The following is an 18,874-nucleotide window of genomic DNA, read 5'->3' on the forward strand; positions in this document are numbered from 1 at the left end:
TAAATCATCCTCAATGTTTGATGGAGCAATGGGCTTAAGAAGATGCCGCCAGCAAACCTTTGTAGTAGTCGACGATATCCCGGACCGTATTCTCAATGACAAAATGCTCCTTCACCCGCTTCATGCCGTTCTCCGCCATGACCTGCCGTTCTGCCGGATGGTCCAGCATCCAGCGGATCGACTGCGCCAGCACCTGCGGATCGCCGGGGGTAATCAGCATTCCCGTCTCGCCGGGCACGACGGTCTCCCGCGGCCCGCCTTCATTGGAGGCGATGACCGGCAGGCCGGCCGCCATGCCCTCGACAATCACCTGGCCGAACGGCTCCGGCGTGATCGAGGTGTGCACGAGCAGATCGGCCTTCTGCATCAGCCCCTGGATGTCTTCGACATGGCCCAGGAGCCGGACATTGCTCAGGCCGTCCCGCTCGATCTGGTCGAGCAGCCGCTGCTTGTAGGCGTCCTCGCCGAACAGCGCATCCCCGGCCAGCCAGAAATGCACCTCCGGCCGGTCTTTGAACGATTGGGCCGCTTCCAGCAGAACGTGCTGGCCTTTCCATTCGGCGAGCCGCCCTACGAGCAGGACGTTGAAGTTCTCGCCGCTGCGGCTTGGCACGGCCGCGCCGATTGCCTTGGCGAAGGCGGAGTAGACGACCAGCGTCTTCTTCGTCTTCGGCAGCTCAAGCGCGCTGAGCGTGGACTGGCTGTTCGCGATGACGCCGTTCGGAAGCATTCTCGACATCAGCCGGATGCCCTTGGCGACTGCGGGCTTCAAATACGGAGCGCCGATATGATCCCGGATATGCCAGATCAGCGGCAGTCCCGCGGTCTTCGCTGCGACGGCTCCGTAAATGGCTGATTTCAGCGAGTTGGTATGCACGGCCGCCACTCCCTCCTGCTTCAGCAGCGGAGCCAGCCGGCGTCCGTAGGCGAGCAGCTTCAGCGCAGCCGCCGGCGCTCCGAAATTAACCGCATTGCGGTTCCGGTTGCGGATCTCGTCGTCCAGCGGAACGATGCGGACGTCGATGCCTTTCTCCCGCAGCCGGTCGGCGAGCGCGCCTTCCTCCGCCAGAATGACCAGCGGATCTACCTGACTGCCGATATGGGTCAGGATGTTGAACAGCGCGACTTCCCCGCCGCTCCATCTAGCCGTGTGATCGATATACGCGATCCTCATCATCCTGCATCCCTCCTTTTCCCAGAACTTCTGCGAATATTTCTTCCACACCGTCGGCCACATGCGGCCAGGTGTATCTCTCCAGCACATGCTCCCGGCATTCGTCCCGGCTCGGGAGCTGCTTGCGGTTGCCGAGCATCTTCAAGATGCCGGCCGCCATGTCTTCCGCCTTCAATCCGTCGAAGAGAAGCTCCGGCCGGAAATTCCGCAGAATCTCCTTGTTGCCGCCGATCGGCGTCGCCATGACCGGCAGTCCGCTCGACAGCGCCTCGACGGTGATGAGTCCGAAGCCTTCCAGCGCCTGGGAAGGGACAACGAACAGGTCGGCTGCCTGGTAATACGCCGGCAGCTCATGGTCCGGCACATAGCCGAGCAGCCGAACCTTCCCTCTAAGACCGTAATCGGCGATGCGCTCTTCCAGCTCTCCCCGAAGCGGCCCCTTGCCGCCAATCAGGAGAATGGTATTGGGGAAGCGCTCCGATACGGTGCGCCAGGCTTCGAGCAGTTGCAGCAGCCCCATCCGGTTGACAAGCCTTCTTACGGTCAGCACCGTAGTGGCGCCTTCCGGCAGGTTCAGCATGCGGCGGGCCGCCAGCCGGTTCGTCCCGGGTATGAAGCGGTCCACATTGGCTGCGCCCGGTATAATCGTAATCCGGTCGAGCGGAATGCCGTGCAGGCGGTGGAGAATGTCCCGGAAGGTCTCGCTCAGCACGATAAAATGATCCGCCAGCTTGTAAGCCTTCCGTTCGATACTCTTCGCGATGGTCGTCTTGACCCGGTGCTTGATGCCCTGGCCTTCAATCTTCATCTCTTCATTCCAGGGGCCGTGGAACGTCATCACCACCGGAATGCCGCGCTTCTTCGCTTCAATCGCCGGTCCGATGCCGTAAGGGGCAAAATGCGAATACAGGATGTCGATCTGTCCCGCGTTCATCAGGTCCGCCGCTTTGCGCTGAAAGGAATCTCTGCGCTTCCAGATGCTCTCCCGGGGATCGCCGGCATTATGGATGGTCAGACCCTCCGGCGTAGACGGCGTCTCCGGACTGCAGATCAAGGCGTGGACACGGGCCCGCGTAGAGAGCTCTTCGCAGATGGACTTGAAATAGGTATTCAGTCCGCCCGGCTGCACCGAGGGCCAGCTCAGTCCGGTTGCCATGATGTTCAGTTCATCTTTGTACGGCATAGCTTCCCTCTCCCTTCTGTTCGGTCCCGGCCGTCTGCGCCGCGCCCTGCGGAAGCAGCCGCTGGTTCCGGGTCCTTTCGTAGTGCTTAAAGCCGACCATGAATTCATACATCACCCAAAATACGGATACCGCGAAGCCTGCCAGGCCTTTGCGGTACAGCCGGTGAACAAAGTACTTCTGGACGAACCGGGCCGGAGCCCGCAGCAGCATGCGGCTGAGCTTGAACGGCCGTCCGCTCTCGAACGCGGCCTGCGCCTCGAGATCGGTGTACTTGTTGAAGCGGGCGACATGGTCCTGGATGCTGCGGAAGCCGTAATGCCAGAGCGTTCCGTTCAGCCGGACAATCTTCTCTTCCGGCACTTCCGGGATCTCATGCACCAGACTGTCCTTCACCCGGTAGGCCCGGCGGTTGTAGAGCCGGACGAGATACTCGCCCCGGTCCAGCCAGCGTCCCAGAAAATCGCCGATCCGGTACAGCGAGTACGCCATCGTCACATCGGCCAGATTCGGCTTGCGGGCCAGGAGATCGGCGGCAAGCTCGTCGCTGACCACCTCATCTGTATCCAGCAGGAACACCCAGTCGTGGGCAGCATGGGTCACGCCGAAATCCCTCTGCTTCGCGTAGCCGGGCCAGGGATTCTCATAGACCGCGCAGCCTAGGCTCCGGGACAGCGCCACCGTGCCGTCCTTGCTGCCCCCGTCCACGACGACGACTTCGTCGGCGAAGAGACGGCAGGACTCAATCGCCTTGGCAATCCGGACTTCATCGTCCTGAGCGATAATCACCGCGGAGATCGGGTAGCTTCCGGGACCTCCAAGTACGTTAGTTATTGAATCCATGCGGGTTCCTCCTTTTAATCTGCCGCCCGCTTCCAGGGCATGCGTTACTTGCGGATGTAAGAATTCATCGTCGTCTTCACCCAGCGGATGTCTCCGCCGTTAATGAGCAGGCTGGGAATTCGGACTTTCAGGTTGAATCGGATGTTCAGCAGAATGAAGCTGAACCGGAGCAGCGCCGAGCCGACCATGGCCGCGCCTGCGCCGAGCAGTCCGTAGGTTGGAACCAGCAGGAACAGCAGCGGAATGACGAGCAGCAGGCCGACGCCCTGAAGCATGGAGACGAATTTCGGCTTCCCGAGCGCCATGAACGCCTGCGCCAGAATCAGGGTGCCGCCGCTAATCGTGACTTCCAGCAGCAGAAGCCGGAATACCGTCAGCGCCTCGCTGAAGTCCTTGCCGTAGAGCAGCGGAATGACCAGCGGCGCAAGAGCCATAAGCAGGGCCGCGCCGATCAACGTGCAGGTCGTGCTGATCCGGAACGCCCGGAAGGTAAGTTCCAGCGCTTCTTCCTTGCTCAGCTCCGAGGCTTTTGGAAAGAGCACAATCTTGATGGAGCTGGAGAAGAAATTCACCATTCGCGCCAGACTCACGGCCACCGCGTATAATCCGAGCTCCGCCGGCTTCAGCAGCGCCGCGATCAGAATCTGGTCGATGTAGCCGGAGAACTGGCCCAGCAGATCGTTCCCGTAGGAGCCGAGGCCGTAATTGAACAGCCGCTTGAACTGCTTGCCGCGTTCCCGGATGCGGCCCGGGTACGTCCGCAGAAGCTGCACGGTCATCCAGATGAACAGCGGAACCGCCGGCAGCAGATACGCCAGCGCCGTCGTATACGGATTGACAGTGTGGGTGGCGATCAAAATTCCGATGACGGCCAGCGTCAGCAGCGGAACGAGGTACCGCTGCCAGTTGAACTTCTGGTACTCGCCGCGGAATTGAAAGGCGGCGTTGTTGACCTGGGAGATCACCACCAAGGGACAGAGCAGCATGGACACCTGGGCGAACAGGACGACCTGGTCGTTGAAGGATTTCAGCCACATCGGCAGGAGCACGATGCCGATCACAGTCGCGGCGATGCCGGAGACCAGGCCGATCAGCAGCGACATCCGGTAGAGCGAACCGGCGTCCTCCGGATTCTTCTTGGCGTGATAGATCAGCGCCGACGGAATGCCGAGGCTCATGCTGAACGCCATGAACTGCGACCAGTTGACCATGGCCGTCTGCTCGCCCCGGCCGGTGGGACCGAGATAGCGGGCGGTCAGGATGCCCGTAAGCATGTTGAGCACGAGGATCAGAATGCTGACCGCCATCGTCTTAACGGCGGCGGAACTGTTGTCCTTTGCTCTGGCGAAGCGCAGGATGGATGCGCGGAGCGAGCCCCGTGAAATCGAATTAGCGCTCTGTGGCTGCATGGGCCGCTCCTTCCTTTCTGTCAATGGCTTGTGTGATGCCGAGTCCGAGTCCGACCAGCATCCAGACGAGATAGCCTTTCATTCCCGGGAAGCCGTTGTCCGAGATCAGACTCGCTACCGCCCCGGCCCAGGCCGCCAGCGCCAGCCGGGCATAAATGCCGTTCTCGCCGCCGCGCCGGGCGCCCTTGTAGACCGACCGGAGCGCCGCGCCGAGACCGCCGAAGAAGAGCAGCCCTCCGGCCAGGCCGAAGGTCAGGAACAAGGCGATAAAGCCGTTGTCCATAATGCCGTATTCGCCGAGCTCGCCGCCGTTGCCGAGCTTCGTGCTCTGCCCGACGCTGCCGATGCCCTGGCCAACCGGGTTGCCCATGACGGCCGGCACCATCGTATTCAGCAGGTTCAGCCGGTCATTGTAGGAGCGGTCCTCCTTGATGGAACCGAGCGTCTCCATCCGGGCCGTCAGCCCTTCCGCTCCCGGCAGCTTCGGAACGATATAGAAGAGCGCTGCGGCTACGAACAGAATCTGCAGCAGCGTCTTCCATTTGCCCTTCGAGCTGGAGGAGCCGATGTAGACCAGGAGCATCACGATCAGGATGAGCCAGGATGCCCGGACCAGCGTCGTCAGAAGCGCAACGACCACGAGCAGTACGCCTAACCAGCCGAGCGCTCCCCGCCAGCGCTTCTCCAAAATCATGGGCACCAGCGCGAAGGTCAGGAAGGTCGCCGCAGGACCCGGAGAGTTCAGCGAGGAGAACACCCGGATTTCCAGCGGAATCGGCTTGCCGATGGACATCATGCCCGCGCTGTCCATCCAGAAGGCGTCCCAGGCGGGAACGGTCAGATACTGGATGATTCCGTAGGCCGCCACCAGAACGGCCAGATTGGCGAATGCCCTCAGCATCCGGTCCAGATCGGACCGGGAGAACCGCAGCACCGCGAAATACGGAATCAGCAGCAGCGGGATGATGTAATTCATCAGATCATAGATGGAGCCCATGCCGTTCTTCGCCAGCCCGATCAACGAACCGTAGCCGAGCGCCGCTATGAAGAACATCATCACCCTGGAGGAGACCCGATGGATCTTGTGGATCTCCGCCATCACCGGAATCGCCGCCGCCGCTCCCGCCAGAAGCGGAGCCAGACTGACCAGCGAGACGGAATGATAGGTTCCTTCCGACCAGTCAATCAGCCGCCGCAGCTCCGGCGACACCGCCCAGACGAGCAGGGTATAGGCGACGAGCAGCTTCGGTCTCAAGACGGCAATCAGAAAAGCCGGGAACACGAGGCCGCAGAGGACCGCCCCCTGCAGGCTGACGCTCGGGCTGAGCGTCGCGCTGATGAAGCCGATCATCAGCGGCAGAACCATGCCCGCCGCCGCGGCCAGCGCCAGCAGAGCCGGCCGCACCGGGCGCCGTATAGAGAGATAGAGATTCGGATTACGGCTGCTCATGGTCTCCTCCTTGCCTTGTTCCAGAATGGTCGGCCGTCTATTCCAGCCTTGTCTTCGCCTTATCCCGGTCCCGCTTGCGCAGCTCCTTCAAGAGCAGCAGCAGGAACTGGGCATCGTCGACCAGATACCTCTTCCAGAGCCGGCCCGGCTCCTGGCTGAGCCGCCAGAACCATTCCAGCCCGGAGCGCTGCATGAAATCGGGCGCCCGCTTGACCGAGCCGGACAGGAAATCAAAGGTCGCTCCTACACCGATGGACACCGGGGCCCCGTAGGACAGGTAGTGGCGGTAGATCCACTTCTCCTGCTTCGGCGCGCCTACGCCGACGAACACGATATCCGGCTTGGTCTCGTTCAGCATCTGGATAATCCGCCGGTTCTCCTCCTCGTTGTGCTCGAATCCGTAGGACGGCGAGTAGCAGCCGACGACATTGATGTCCGGGTACGCCGCCTTCAGGTTGGCGGTCGCTTTCTCCGGAACCCCCTGGGCCGAACCGAGGAAGAACAGCCGGTACTTGCGCTGCTGGAACGCATGGCCGAGACGGTGGAACAGATCGGCTCCCGATACCTTCTGCTTCAGCGGCTTGCCGAGCATCCGGGACGCCCAGATCAGCGGCATTCCGTCGGCTACCACCGCTCCCGCCTGGGAATACACGGTCTGAAATTCCTTGTCCTTGCGCAGCTTGATCACATGATCGACGTTGCAGGTCAGGATGTAGGAATGGTTCTGCTCCCGGATGGCGGTATCGATATAGTCCAGCAGATCCATAAAGTCATAATTGTTGAAATTGACATCGAACATATTCACTTGATTCATCGTATCACTTCTTTTTGTGGAGAATCGGTTGGCTGAGCAGATCGATACAGGCAGTTCAGGTACCAGCAGAACGGAATGATGAGCTGAACCGTTGAGAGCGTGTTGTCCGAGAACGAATAAATCATGAATGCAGCGATGAAGAGTACGTAATACGGCCTCACCCCCCGCGGCAGAACCCGGTAGACCAGGACAAAGACCGTCAGCATGGACAGCAGCAGCAGAATTCCTCCGATATACCCGCCGTCGAAGTAGAAGCGGATGTATTCATTGTGAGGAACGACGAACCCCGCGTAGAGCGTACCGTCATTGGCAATGGTGACCGAACCCAGGCCTCTGCCGGTCCAGGGCGAGACGGAAGCGAGCTTCAGGAAATACGCCCACGCCTCCGCCCGTCCCGAGAGGTCAATCCCGGTATCGGTCGTTCGCTCGAACGAGCGCTTGGCGAGATTGTCGAGCTGCATATAGACGGCGACGGCAATGACGGCGAAGGACCCGAGCAGCACCAGAAGATAGCGGTTCTTGCCCTTCAGATACTGCCGGGCGATATCGAACAAGTAGTACAGCACCAGCAGCGAGAGGGCCAGCAGAGGACCCCGGGTCCCGGTCGCGAACAGAATGAACAGGTTGACGGCCAGCACGGTATAGAAAAACCGCGCCTGCGCCGGACGGCGCTTCAGCTCGATAAAGGGAATCGCCACGCCCAGAAAAGCCAGCATGGCCAGATGCGGCGGAATGTTCGCGCCTTGCAGCCGGACCGCCCCGTTGAACTCCACGTTCGTCATCGGGTGAAGCCCGGCGGCCTGAAGCAGCAGACCCGCCGCCAGACTGAAGGCCGGAAGAAGGCAGATCAGCCGGATGTGCATCTCGGCGACTTCCTTTTTCCAGTTGATCAGCATGAACATGAACGGCAGCGACAATCCGATAAACGCCTTGACCGCAAGCGACGAGCTCATTCCGGGCAGCCAGTCGGACCAGCCGAAGGTAATGATCAGCATCGCGGCCATGGCCCATACCGGAGGGCTGAGGCGAAGCCGCACCCCGTTGACCAGAATGCACGGCACCAGCAGCATCAGGACGGCCAGCTTGTAGAGAGACAGGATCTCAATCCCGAAGAAGCTGCCGGGGAACAGAAAGTTGATCGAGATGGACGTCGTCAGCAGTGCGAAGTAGCTGATCCATTCCGGCCGCGTCAGCGAGACGGCGAGCAGAAGGATGAAGCAGACCAGGCCCACCGCAACGATCGGCTGATAAATCACCGTCGTCCCGATGAAGAGCGCCGACAGCAGGAAGACAAGCGCGGCGGCCGGCAATAATGTGAATCTGGAACTCCAGTGATTAGTCATCGCTTCTTCACCCCGTTGCCGACTCCCGCTTGCGGCCCGACAGCATATGGAGAGTTCCCCGGATGCTCTCCAGCCGGCAGCGGTTCAGCAATCGTCTGCCTTGGCTTCGGGATACGGCCGCAATGGCCGAGTCAACGATAATGTAGACCATCTTGGCGGCTGTCTTGCCCAGCAGCAGCAGCCGGTCTTTGCCGCTCTGGCGGCCAATCGCATTGGTGATGCCCTGGCTGTAATACCGCTTCAGAATCCAGTCCTCCGTCAGCCGGCTGGCCGGAACGAAATGATCGACCGCCATCCGGGGGTGATACAGGATCTTCTGCCCCCGGCTGCGAATCTGGTCGAACAGCCAGGTCTCTTCGCCCGACAGCAGCGATTCGCCCTTGCGTCCGAGGTCCAGCGGGAACAGCCGCTCGTCGAACACCGATTTGCGCATCGCCATGTTGGCGCCGCACGGATGCAGCCGGCCGGGGTACTCGCGCACCCGGTCGCCCAGATCGACGATGGTGTACGGAAGCTCGAACGGCTTGATCAGCCACTCGGGACGCGAGCTCTCGAAGTTCGGAGCGACCTTCCCGCCCATGGCCATCACATCCGGCCGGCTCTCGAAGGTCGAGAGAATTGTCGTAATCCAGGGCCGTTCCGGCAGTGCGTCATCGTCGAGAAAAGCGATCAAACCCGATTTGGCGGCCAGAATGCCGGCGTTCCGGGCGGCCGAAAGGCCCTGTACCGGCTCCAGCATATAACTGACCCGGAGAAGATGTCCGCTGGTCTCGATGAAGCGCTTGGCGACCGCTGCCGTATCGTCCGTCGATTGGTTGTCGACCACAATAATCTCCGCCTCGTCCAGATCGTCCAGCGCGAGGAGGGAATCCAAGGTTTTGGACAGCAGCCGGGCGCGATTGTAGGTACAGATTACAACGGAAACCTTGGGAACATCTCCGTATCTACCCATTCGCATTCACCCATTTTCCATAAATGATTAATAAGCGTTCTTGGAGCCCAGCAGCATCAGCCCTGTCTTCAGAATAATCTTCAGATCCAGTCCAATGCTCCGCATCCGGATGTAGGCCAGATCCAGCTCGACCATTTCCTCGAATCCGACGCTGTTGCGGGCGCTGACCTGCCAGTATCCGGTGCAGCCCGGTGTTACCGTCAGGCGCTGCTTGTCATACTCGGAGTAGAGCGCCACTTCCTCGGGAAGCGGCGGCCGGGGACCGACCAGGCTCATGCTTCCGTTCAGCACGTTCCACAGCTGAGGCAGTTCGTCGATGCTGGTCTTCCGCAGAAAACGGCCCACGCGCGTGATGCGCGGGTCGTTTTTGATTTTGAACATGGCGCCGCTGACCTCGTTGTAGGCCATCAGGTCCTTCTTCAGCTCCTCGGCGTTGTGCACCATGGATCTGAACTTGTAGATGTAGAACGGCTTTTCGTCCTTGCCGATCCGGATTTGCCGGAAGAATACTTTGCCCTTCGGGTCTTCCAGCTTAATCAGCACCGCAACGAGCGTGAACAGGGGAAGCAGCACCAGGAGACCGACCGCGGAGAAGAAGACGTCGATCATCCGTTTGACCAGCAGATAGGAGTCGGATTCGTTTCCTTCGCCCGCGTGAAGCGTGTAGGGATTCGGCATTGCATACTCGCCGTCTTCCGGCAGATTGGGCATGCTCATTTCCTCCTCATCCTCCTTCGCTTGTATAGTGTCTTAACCGGCCGTCTGTTCGGCCTTGCTGAGCCATTCCGACATTGCGTCCATCAGCGGATAACGCAGATCCTTGTTCTGAAGAGCGAATTCCAGGGTAGTAAGAATATATCCGAGGCGTTCGCCGACATCGTATCGGGTGCCGTCGAAGTTGTAGGCGTATACCCGCTCGCTCTGGTTGAGCTTCTGAATGGCGTCCGTAAGCTGAATCTCGCCGCCGGCGCCGGTCTCTTGCAGATCGAGGTACTTGAAGATCTTCGGCGTGAACACGTAGCGGCCCATGATGGCCAGGTTCGACGGCGCCGTGCCGGGAGCCGGCTTCTCGACGAAGTTGTTGACCCGGTAGAGTCTGCCGTCCTGCATGTCCGGCTCGATGATGCCGTAACGGTTCGTGAACTCGTCCGGCACTTCCTGAACGCCGATGACGGAGTTCTGGGTCTCTTCATACTGCTCGATGAGCTGCTTCAGGCAGGGCGTTCCGCCCGCGACGATGTCGTCGCCCAGCATGACGCCGAACGGCTCGTCGCCGATGAAGCGGCGGGCGCACCAGACCGCGTGGCCCAGGCCTTTGGGTTCTTTTTGCCGGATGTAGTGAATTTCCACCTTCGAGGAGCGCTGAACTTCCTTGAGCAGCTCCAGCTTGCCGTCCTCCAGGAGACGCGATTCCAGTTCGAACGCATTGTCAAAATGGTCCTCGATCGCGCGCTTGCCCTTACCGGTTACGATGATGATGTCCTCAATGCCGGAAGCGATCGCTTCCTCCACGATGTACTGGATGGTCGGCTTGTTGATAATGGGGAGCATCTCTTTCGGCATGGCTTTCGTCGCCGGGAGAAAGCGAGTGCCAAGACCCGCTGCGGGAATAATGACCTTCTTTACTGTTTTCATCGCACTAGCCTCCTTGGAATGATGGTTGGTTCTACTTGGCCTGGTTCAGGGTGATGCCGAGAATAGGCGTTCCGGTCTTCTCGATCAGCGTCTTGACCTTCTTCAGGGCATCGCGCTTGGATTTGCCGTAGCGGGCAACGAGGATCACGCCGTCGCATTGCGGCGCAAGCACCCGGGCGTCGCTGTAGTCGACGGCCGGCGGTGAATCGACGAAGACGAGATCATGCGTGCTTCGCAGTTCTTCCAGCAGTTCGGCCATCTTCTCTCCGCCGAGCAGATCGGGCGGGCTGGCCGTTGCCGTAGAGCCGGCCGTAATGACGGTCAGATTGGCAAGTTCGCCGTACACGCTGATCTTCCCCGCTTCCTTGCGTCCGGACAGATAGGAAGCCAGTCCTTCGCCTTCATCGACTCCAAATACGCTGTGAAGTCCGGGAGACCGAAGATCGGCGTCGACGACCGCCACCCGCTTGCCGTCCTGTACGAACGAGACGGCCAGATTGGCGAGCACCGTCGTCTTGCCCGCGCCGCTCTCACCCGAAGTGAAGAGCAGCACGCGTCCGCTCCCCTGCATAAGGTCGAGCTGGCGGATATAGGTACGCAGCGAACGGAACGATTCCGATACATGGGAGCCCGGGTTGCGGTCTGCAACCAGACTGTTACTCAACCGTAGCATAAGCGCCCTCCCCTACTCTGGCTTTGGAGCCTGCGCTTCCGACATCGCGGCCCCGGATAACCGGAATGCTGCCGATGACCGGCAATCCGAGCAGCGCTTCGGCCTCTTTCTCGGTGCGCAGCGTCTGATTGAGGCTCTCCATCAGCAGAATGACAGCCAGAGCCGCCATCAGCGAGACTACGAAGCTAATGACCAGATTCATGGCGTACCCGCCGGTTGCGGGAGCCGGATTGGCCTGCGGATCGGCCGGCGTCAGGAAGGTGACGTTATCCATCTTCATGAGAGCCGGCAGACTGCGGATAAACGTCTGCGAGACGGCGTTGACGATTCCGGCCGCCGTCGGATAACTCTCGTCGGTGACGCTCAGGTTGATTACCTGGCTCTTCTCCGAAGTCTTCAGTTCAATCTTGCCGGCCAGCTCGCCTTCCGTCAGTCCAAATTCGGGATGCGCATCCACCACGGCTTTCATGATGGTCGGCGACAGCAGGATGTCTTTGTAGCTCTCGATCAGGTTCAGGCTGAAGTTCAGGTCGTTGAGGCTGTTGCCCGCCACGGGTGTCGAGGCGTTCACCAGGAGTTGTCCGCTCGCCCGATACTCCGGCACCACCACATTCTTGCTTACGTAGTACGTCGTGGCGCAGGAGATCAAGACGAACAGCACAACGAGCCACAGCCGTTTCTTGATGAGGTTGAGATAATCCAGAATCGTCCTTTCCACAGCGATCCTCCTTCCGGAAATGTTGTTCTTTGAAAGAAAGTTTTGAAACTTTCAGCTTCTTACTTGTATTCTAGCAATCCCTTTCACCGCTCACATGCCACCTCCCTTTACTTTCCCTTTCACTTTGGTAGCCACTTCAGTAACGCTGCGGGTGCAGGCGATGGTATACTTTTGTACCAGAGGTTCCCTTGAGAGCGTTTCCATCAATTCCCGGGCTGCCTGAACGCCGCAAAGCCGCTTCCGGGCAGGAGCAATTCCTGTCCGAAAGCGGCTTTGCGGGCCGTGCAAGCTGTTCAATTCGCAATCAATCGTAAGACATTTCGTATTTCGTCAGGCCGACTGCATTCGCATAGAGCGCCGCCTGGGTGCGGTCCGCCACCTGCAGCTTCGCCAGGATCTGGCTCACATGCTTCTTGACCGTAAATTCGCTGATGAACAGTCTGGAAGCAATCTCCCGGTTGCTGGAGCCCTGTCCCAGCTCTATCAGCACTTCCTTCTCCTTCGGCGTCAGTTCGTCGGTCGGACTGCTGCCGCTCATCCGCATTTTGTCCTCCATCAGCCCGGGATCGTAATATTTGCGTCCCTTATGTACAAGCTGGATGGCAAACAGCAGCTCCTCCGGCAACGCCTCCTTCAGCACATAGCCGTCGACCATGACCTCTTCCGCCTTCAGAAAGTCTTCCCGGCTTGCGGAAGAAGTCAGCAGGATGAACCGGCTGTCAATGCCGCGGGCCCGTGCGGCCTTCACGACGTCAAGACCGGACTCATCGGCCAGCTTGAGGTCCATCAGCGTCAGATCGGGACGAATCTCCTCCAGAACGCGCAGCGCTTCTTCTCCGTTCGTAGCCTCTCCCGCAAATTGCATGTGGGGCTGCATTGAAATGACGGCCGCCAGACCTCTTCTTACCAAGGGATGATCATCCACAATGACAATTTTCAAGTTCAACGCCTCCTGTCCTGAATGTTATGCGTTCTTTAACTCCGCTACGCCGACCGGTATCGTAATCAGAATCCGTGTCCCTTCGTTCAACCCGCTCGAGAGCTGAAAGTCTCCCCCAAGCGATTGGGCTAAATACTGCATATTCTTCATTCCAAGACCGCCCGCTCCGTCCTCCGACGGGGATACAAGCCGCGCGGTATCGAAGCCTTTCCCGTTATCGACGATAGACAGCCGAATCCACCGGGGCTTCAGAGAGAGCTCCACCTGGATGCTGCGCGCCGCCCCATGCCGAATGGCATTGCCCGTCGCTTCGGAAATAATGCGAAACAGCGCTTTATGATACGGATACGGGAGACTGAAGTCGTCTCCGGTAATCTGAAGCTGAATTTCCACGTTGTTCAATCTCGACAGGCTGTTCAGATGGGAACGGACCATGCCGAGCCAGGTCGGGCCGCCGCTCTTCTTGGAGCTGAGACTGTAGATGGTGATCCGCAGTTCCTTGGCGACGTTCGTCGCCGACTCATGGATCAGACCGATCTGCTCTTCCAGCTCCGAGTCGCTCATCTTCCGCCACAGCTGCTTCAGCGAATGGGTCGCATAGACGATGCCGAACAAGCTCTGCGAGACGCTGTCGTGCATCTCGTCGGCAATGCGGTTCTGCTCGTTCGTGATGATGAGCCGGTTCTCGATAACCCCGAGTTCGTGCCGCTCCAGAATAATGGCGCTCAGCTCCGCCAGGAACGCAAGCTGCTGAATGTACCACCTCCGGCCTTCAAGCCCTTCTGAAGCATCGAGCCGAACGCCGATCAGTCCGACGAACCGGGTGCTCATCCGCACTGGCATCAGCAGAAAATCGCCGAGACCCGGCAGGCTTCGAAACAAGGGGTCGCGCTGACCCCGCCACTCATCCTCCCGGCTCTCCAGCTCGGTGAAGAGAAAGGTCTCCTGTTCCGGCAGCCAGCCCGTCTGGCGGCTCTCCGGAGCCGGCTCGCCGCTCTTCTTGGCGAACCAGAACAGCGCTTTGTCCAGCTCGGTCAGCTTCACCACATAATCGGTAATGACCTGGCCGATATTCCGGAAATCATGCTGGCTTGAGGTTTCGACGATGTGGTACAGCGATTTGATATGCTCCAGCGTCTCGTCCGTCCGGGCCTCCGCTTCTTCGCTGCGGCTTCTGTAGCAGGCGACCGTCCGGACAAAGGTTGCCGCCAGTACGAGAACGAGCAGCAGATTCCCGCTGTCGTTCAGATCCAGGGAAGGCGACTCGCCCGAAGAAGCATAGAACGCGTAGCAGCAGCCGATGAAGGCGGCCGCATACCCGAACAGCAGACTCCAGCTGAACATCAGGGTCAGCGATCCTGCGGCCACCAGCACCGGATTCAAGGCATACAGCTTGAAGGGACTTTCATACCCTCCGGTAGCGACGGTCAACAGCAGAATCAGTGCCGCTTCCGCTCCGATTGCTGCCAGGAGCAGCCCTGGACGGTGTTTGCAGCGGCGGTACATTCGCAAAAACATCCACGCACTCACGCATAAGACGGCAACTACCGGAAGCTTGCGGACCCAGGACAGCCCGTCGTACGACAATAAGAACATCAAAGACGTCAACCCTAAGGAGAACCAACGGTAAAAGAATTGCATCCTGTCTTCCGCAGTTTTGATACCCATCCCACCACCCTATTCCCCAAGTTTTGTGGAAAAAAAGCGAATGTGACTGACCCGAGGATCGGCAAGACATTCCGTGAAAAAAGTATTTGACAAACCGGTTGCCTATATGAAATCGAGAATTAATACCAGCAATGATACATGAGAATAAGGCTTTTCTCAAGTTAACTGCCGCCTTGTGAACGGTTACACCCAGAAAAAGGTTAAATTTTAGGACTTTGGAACTCCTTTTCCCCTGCCATTAGCCTGAATAAATCCACACTAAGTGGAAGCTAAGCTGACAGTACCCTGCAACGGAACGTAAGACAGCCCGTCCGCACGCGGCGGCGTGCAGAACGGGCTGTCTTTGACAGAGGGCCGGCAGGGACAATGACGGCCGGGGCGGCCGGGAGACGGTCAGCGGGACGGAGGCTCGGCCCACGGCTGCCTTGCCGTAATGACCGCCCGGTCCTCGGCCGCCGCCCGGCGCATCGCAAGCGCCAGGTACTGGTCCTGGCAGCCTTCGGCCAGACTGTAGAACGGCGGGCCGCCTGCGGTGTAGCTTGCCATGCGCCTGAGGCTCTCGGCTACGGCAAGCTCATCGTCGGACAGGCGGGCCGGTCCGAACGGATTGCGATACAGCCACTCGGACCCGCCGACGATGCCCTGGAGGAAGAAGCCCTCCAGATTGCCGCCATGCCCGGCATCAATCCGGCGCAGTTCGGCATAAGCGGGAGCGTCGAAGGCCTCCAGCCAGACGGCCCGTTCGTCCGTAATTTCGCCCCGGTCGCCCCGGATCAGCATCCGGTTCCCCCGGACCCAGGAGAAGTACTGATCCTTGGCAAAATCATATACGCCCAGCCGGTCCCCGAAATCCAGCGTCGCGAGAAGCTGCTTCGAGAGAACTTGCGTCTCCGAGCGGGGCGGGCCCGAACGGTCCGGACCCTGAATGAGGGGGAACGCAAATTCCCTTGCCCGGATTTCGGCGTCCTCGAACCCGATGCCAAGCAACCTTCGGATCAAGCTGACGCCATGGTAATCATGGGCCGCCGAAATCTGGGCCTGCGTGACTGCTCCCAGCCGCCCCGATCCGGCAAGCGCGAGACGGGCGGCATGCATCGGCTGGTAAGCATACTGCTCCGCCACCTGAATCCTTGCCGCCGGTCCGGTGCGGGACCACAGCTCCAGCAGTCCCGCCAAATCCGGAGCAGGCGGAGTCTCCGCAAGCGCAGGATGCCCCGCTTCGGCGAGAGCCGCCAGCAGCCCGCCGGAGGCATCCCGGCTGACGCAGACGACGCTGAAGGCGCAGCCCGCAGCCCCGGCGCGCTCCAGATAGGCCGAAAGCTCCGACACCGCCGGAACGCCCCACCGTTCCGTGAACGCCCGCGCTTTGGCCGGTTCCCTCAGCAGAGCAGCCCCCACAGCAAAATGCCCGGGGAGCGCCCGGGCAATCCGCATATAAAATTCGGCGCGCCAGCCTCCGCCGATGATCCCGAATACCGTCCGATTCATCTCGTCTTCCTCCCCTGCCGGTCTGCATCACGGCCAAGCCTTAGCCTTAAGGCTCCTCCGATGCTTCCCGGCGCTTCTGTTCCCGGTAATCCGCCAGCCATTCCTCGTACTGGTTCACAATCATTTCCCGTTCGCGGGCCCAGGCCGCTCTTGAGTCCCGGGACGTGCGCGAACGGCTGTCTTCCTCCCCGGAGAAGGTCCAGAGGTCGGAGAACAGCGGATCGCGCAGCTCCACGAGCCGGCCGTTCTCCCGGCCGCCGGACCATTCCAGCCCGCGGTCGGTCCTGACCACGGTCCGGCCGTCCGGCGTCGAGGCCTTCTGCCCCGGACGCATCACCGCAAGCAGCTGTCCCAGCGTATACCACTGCATCCCGGCTCCGCCTCTCCCTTCCCGTCCTTGGGTTTCTGCGCCTGCCCCTCAGGCTCTTGCCGCCGGAAGCTTGACGATGACCTCCGTGCCTTCTCCCTTGGTGCTCATGTACTTGATGGTTCCGCCCATGGCTTCGATAATTCGGAACGTGACCATAAGTCCCAGACCGGTGCCCTTGGTCTTGTTCGAGTAGTACGGCTCTCCCAGCCGGGCCACCTCGCCCGGCTCCATTCCTTCCCCATTGTCCTTGATGCTGACCACGACATGGTTCCCGGAACGCCAGGCGATGATGCTGACCAGGCCTCCGGCGCGCAGCGCCTCGATACTGTTCTTGACGATATTGATGAACGCCTGCTTGAATTTCGGCGAGCTGCACGTAATCATCAGATCGGGTTCAAGATGCAGCTCCAGCCGTCCGCCCTGGAGATTGGCCATCGGCAGCAGGATGCCGGCCACATGCTTCAGTTCGCCCGAGGCGTCCAGCACCTCGACCTTATCCATCTCCGGCTTCGCGAACGTCAGGAAGTCGTTGATGATCAGAGAAGCCCTGTCGAGCTCGGACATGGCAAGCTTGAGGTACTCCTTCTCTTTGTCGGTGGTCCCTTCTCCGAGCAGCTGGATGAATCCGCGGGTCACCTGGAGCGGGTTGCGGACTTCATGCGCGACCGAGGCCGCAAGGTCGCTGATCATCTCCATTTTCTCGGAACGCTGCAATTCGTTGTTGAATTTCTCGAGCTCTCTGGAATACATGACCACCTGTTCGTGGTTCTGCGCGAATCTCCGGCCCAGAATGACGATCAGAGAGACCAGGAACAGTACGATTCCCCATTTCCACCAGTAGAGATGGTAGATGCCGGACGTCAGGTAGAAGAGCAGCAGCTCGGCAACGACGATCAAGGTCAGAATCGCCAGTCCTGCCGTGAAGATAATGGCTTCTGTATTGCCTTTGGCGACATCTCTCACCGCCACCGCCAGCAGAGTGACGAACAAGGTAATGATGAGCAGACCCACCATGTAGACGGTGAACAGGACATAGATCCGGTCCCATCGCCCGTCCATCAGCAGATGGGCTGTGCTCAGCATAACGGCAAGCACGGCGTAGACGGTCAGGAAGCGCCGCAGCCGGAGAACGATCCGCATCGGTCCCGGGCCGAACAGCTGCTCGAAGTACGAAGCGAACGCCGGAAGCAGCGTGAAGATCCCCAGATCAAACACATAATTGACCCAGGGGCCTTTCTCCACAAGGACCGGCAGATAGGACGAATGAATGATAATCAGAATGCCTGACGAGAGGATAACCAGAACCAGCAGAAAGGCGCTGGAGAACATGTCTTTTCGCAGAAAAAGCGAGCACACCGCCAGTACGGTGGCCGTGAACACCAGGGCTCCGCCCAGAATCAGGTCAATCAATCCCTGCTTGGTGTAATTGGCGAGCAGATCGACATAGCTGCCAATCTCCATGCCGCCGAATACGCCGTATTGATCCTCTTGTCCGCCGATATAGATTAGCAGCGGCTCGCCCGAGAGGCGGTCGTTCAGAGGCACAATGAGGTTCCCGCCTCCGATGATGCGGTCAGGCGAGCGGAACACAAGCGTCCGGTCGGCATAGGCGGCTACCTCGCTGCCGTATGTCTTCTCCAGCAGCAGCGCGCTGCTGCCTTCAAGCCGGGGCAGCCGGACGCGCAGCCAGACGCCGGTGACCTCATCGGGCTTGGGCGGAATCGTGTCCGGCGTGACATCCAGCCAGCCCGTATCGGAGAGCGCCCGGTCCAGCTCTATGCCGTGCGCAGCCGGATCGGCCCATTTCATTTCCCACTCGGGCAAGCTTTCGCCGCCGTGCTTCCCCCATTCCATTTCAATGCCGATTGGCACAATCACCGCCAGGAGCAGAAGGATGAGCAGGACTGCGGATGTTTTTTGCAAAGGACCTTTCATGAGTGCACCTCGGCAGATCTACAGGATAAACATACAGGTTGGAAATTAATTCATACCCTACCTTACTTATTTCGACATCATTCGCGTTCTTCCCTTTCCGGGCTTGGCCCTGAACACAAAAAAAGCCTCCGGCTCGCGGATAGAGCCGAATCTCCGGAAGAACACTAGCTCTGGCGGACTCTCCCCCGGCCGGACCTGCCGATGCCGGAATTGCAGGACGATCGGATTCGCCCTGCGCTCAGGCGGGTAAACTTTATTAGACATGCACTATGGCGGCGCAG

17 protein-coding genes are annotated in these 18,874 nt (G+C 59.8%); all 17 read right to left on the bottom strand.

Annotated features, from left to right (window positions below):
- Positions 1–34: 34 nt before the first annotated feature.
- The 17 genes from F4V43_RS10145 to F4V43_RS10225 all read right to left on the bottom strand — a co-directional run bounded on the left by F4V43_RS10145 (position 35) and on the right by F4V43_RS10225 (position 18,593).
- The gene (locus F4V43_RS10145; RefSeq protein ID WP_150458136.1) at positions 35–1,177 is read right to left on the bottom strand and encodes a glycosyltransferase family 4 protein; all 1,143 of its coding nucleotides are present in this window, start codon (positions 1,175–1,177) and stop codon (positions 35–37) included.
- A complete protein-coding gene (locus F4V43_RS10150; RefSeq protein ID WP_150458137.1) occupies positions 1,143–2,357 on the bottom strand; it encodes a glycosyltransferase family 4 protein in 1,215 nt (404 codons plus the stop codon). The genes F4V43_RS10145 and F4V43_RS10150 overlap by 35 nt, the downstream gene beginning before the upstream one ends.
- Positions 2,341–3,198: a glycosyltransferase family 2 protein gene (locus F4V43_RS10155; protein ID WP_150458138.1), complete on the bottom strand. Its 858-nt coding sequence runs from the start codon at positions 3,196–3,198 to the stop codon at positions 2,341–2,343. The genes F4V43_RS10150 and F4V43_RS10155 overlap by 17 nt, the downstream gene beginning before the upstream one ends.
- 44 nt (positions 3,199–3,242) lie before the next feature.
- Positions 3,243–4,607, bottom strand: a complete 1,365-nt coding sequence (locus F4V43_RS10160) for a lipopolysaccharide biosynthesis protein (RefSeq protein WP_150458139.1) — start codon at positions 4,605–4,607, stop codon at positions 3,243–3,245.
- A complete protein-coding gene (locus F4V43_RS10165; protein WP_150458140.1) occupies positions 4,588–6,057 on the bottom strand; it encodes an O-antigen ligase family protein in 1,470 nt (489 codons plus the stop codon). Before F4V43_RS10165 ends, F4V43_RS10160 begins: the two co-directional genes overlap by 20 nt.
- A gap of 37 nt (positions 6,058–6,094) precedes the next feature.
- A complete protein-coding gene (locus tag F4V43_RS10170) occupies positions 6,095–6,871 on the bottom strand; it encodes a WecB/TagA/CpsF family glycosyltransferase (RefSeq protein WP_150458141.1) in 777 nt (258 codons plus the stop codon).
- Positions 6,868–8,214: an O-antigen ligase family protein gene (locus tag F4V43_RS10175; RefSeq protein WP_150458142.1), complete on the bottom strand. Its 1,347-nt coding sequence runs from the start codon at positions 8,212–8,214 to the stop codon at positions 6,868–6,870. The genes F4V43_RS10170 and F4V43_RS10175 overlap by 4 nt, the downstream gene beginning before the upstream one ends.
- Before the next feature lie 7 nt (positions 8,215–8,221).
- On the bottom strand, positions 8,222–9,166 hold the full coding sequence (locus F4V43_RS10180; protein WP_150458143.1) for a glycosyltransferase: 945 nt from the start codon (positions 9,164–9,166) through the stop codon (positions 8,222–8,224).
- Between the two features lie 27 nt (positions 9,167–9,193).
- Positions 9,194–9,883, bottom strand: a complete 690-nt coding sequence (locus tag F4V43_RS10185) for a sugar transferase (protein ID WP_150458144.1) — start codon at positions 9,881–9,883, stop codon at positions 9,194–9,196.
- A gap of 33 nt (positions 9,884–9,916) precedes the next feature.
- Positions 9,917–10,801 carry a UTP--glucose-1-phosphate uridylyltransferase GalU gene (gene galU / locus F4V43_RS10190; protein ID WP_150458145.1) on the bottom strand — a complete coding sequence of 295 codons (885 nt, stop codon included), beginning with the start codon at positions 10,799–10,801 and terminating at the stop codon, positions 9,917–9,919.
- Between the two features lie 31 nt (positions 10,802–10,832).
- Complete coding sequence (locus F4V43_RS10195) at positions 10,833–11,474, bottom strand: CpsD/CapB family tyrosine-protein kinase (protein WP_150458146.1); 642 nt, start codon at positions 11,472–11,474, stop codon at positions 10,833–10,835.
- Positions 11,458–12,192, bottom strand: a complete 735-nt coding sequence (locus F4V43_RS10200) for a YveK family protein (protein ID WP_150458147.1) — start codon at positions 12,190–12,192, stop codon at positions 11,458–11,460. The genes F4V43_RS10195 and F4V43_RS10200 overlap by 17 nt, the downstream gene beginning before the upstream one ends.
- Before the next feature lie 304 nt (positions 12,193–12,496).
- The gene (locus tag F4V43_RS10205) at positions 12,497–13,132 is read right to left on the bottom strand and encodes a response regulator (RefSeq protein WP_150458148.1); all 636 of its coding nucleotides are present in this window, start codon (positions 13,130–13,132) and stop codon (positions 12,497–12,499) included.
- Positions 13,133–13,156: 24 nt separating this feature from the next.
- Complete coding sequence (locus F4V43_RS10210) at positions 13,157–14,638, bottom strand: sensor histidine kinase (protein ID WP_223879848.1); 1,482 nt, start codon at positions 14,636–14,638, stop codon at positions 13,157–13,159.
- Between the two features lie 555 nt (positions 14,639–15,193).
- Positions 15,194–16,288, bottom strand: a complete 1,095-nt coding sequence (locus tag F4V43_RS10215; protein WP_150458150.1) for a Gfo/Idh/MocA family oxidoreductase — start codon at positions 16,286–16,288, stop codon at positions 15,194–15,196.
- A gap of 46 nt (positions 16,289–16,334) precedes the next feature.
- Positions 16,335–16,658, bottom strand: coding sequence for a hypothetical protein (locus F4V43_RS10220; protein ID WP_150458151.1), 324 nt, complete (start codon positions 16,656–16,658; stop codon positions 16,335–16,337).
- Positions 16,659–16,706: 48 nt separating this feature from the next.
- On the bottom strand, positions 16,707–18,593 hold the full coding sequence (locus F4V43_RS10225; RefSeq protein WP_150458152.1) for a sensor histidine kinase: 1,887 nt from the start codon (positions 18,591–18,593) through the stop codon (positions 16,707–16,709).
- Between the last annotated feature and the right edge of the window lie 281 nt (positions 18,594–18,874).

This window comes from Paenibacillus spiritus, from assembly GCF_008710135.1.
Taxonomy (GTDB): Bacteria; Bacillota; Bacilli; order Paenibacillales; family Paenibacillaceae; genus Paenibacillus_AQ; species Paenibacillus_AQ glufosinatiresistens.

Excerpts from the sequence above, each read along its gene's own strand:
- F4V43_RS10145 (WP_150458136.1), bottom strand. The coding sequence starts at position 1,177 with ATGATGAGGATCGCGTATATCGATCACACGGCTAGATGGAGCGGCGGG.
- F4V43_RS10150 (WP_150458137.1), bottom strand. The coding sequence starts at position 2,357 with ATGCCGTACAAAGATGAACTGAACATCATGGCAACCGGACTGAGCTGG.
- F4V43_RS10155 (WP_150458138.1), bottom strand. The coding sequence starts at position 3,198 with ATGGATTCAATAACTAACGTACTTGGAGGTCCCGGAAGCTACCCGATC.
- F4V43_RS10160 (WP_150458139.1), bottom strand. The coding sequence starts at position 4,607 with ATGCAGCCACAGAGCGCTAATTCGATTTCACGGGGCTCGCTCCGCGCA.
- F4V43_RS10165 (WP_150458140.1), bottom strand. The coding sequence starts at position 6,057 with ATGAGCAGCCGTAATCCGAATCTCTATCTCTCTATACGGCGCCCGGTG.
- F4V43_RS10170 (WP_150458141.1), bottom strand. The coding sequence starts at position 6,871 with ATGAATCAAGTGAATATGTTCGATGTCAATTTCAACAATTATGACTTT.
- F4V43_RS10175 (WP_150458142.1), bottom strand. The coding sequence starts at position 8,214 with ATGACTAATCACTGGAGTTCCAGATTCACATTATTGCCGGCCGCCGCG.
- F4V43_RS10180 (WP_150458143.1), bottom strand. The coding sequence starts at position 9,166 with ATGGGTAGATACGGAGATGTTCCCAAGGTTTCCGTTGTAATCTGTACC.
- F4V43_RS10185 (WP_150458144.1), bottom strand. The coding sequence starts at position 9,883 with ATGAGCATGCCCAATCTGCCGGAAGACGGCGAGTATGCAATGCCGAAT.
- galU (WP_150458145.1), bottom strand. The coding sequence starts at position 10,801 with ATGAAAACAGTAAAGAAGGTCATTATTCCCGCAGCGGGTCTTGGCACT.
- F4V43_RS10195 (WP_150458146.1), bottom strand. The coding sequence starts at position 11,474 with ATGCTACGGTTGAGTAACAGTCTGGTTGCAGACCGCAACCCGGGCTCC.
- F4V43_RS10210 (WP_223879848.1), bottom strand. The coding sequence starts at position 14,638 with ATGTACCGCCGCTGCAAACACCGTCCAGGGCTGCTCCTGGCAGCAATC.
- F4V43_RS10215 (WP_150458150.1), bottom strand. The coding sequence starts at position 16,288 with ATGAATCGGACGGTATTCGGGATCATCGGCGGAGGCTGGCGCGCCGAA.
- F4V43_RS10220 (WP_150458151.1), bottom strand. The coding sequence starts at position 16,658 with ATGCAGTGGTATACGCTGGGACAGCTGCTTGCGGTGATGCGTCCGGGG.
- F4V43_RS10225 (WP_150458152.1), bottom strand. The coding sequence starts at position 18,593 with ATGAAAGGTCCTTTGCAAAAAACATCCGCAGTCCTGCTCATCCTTCTG.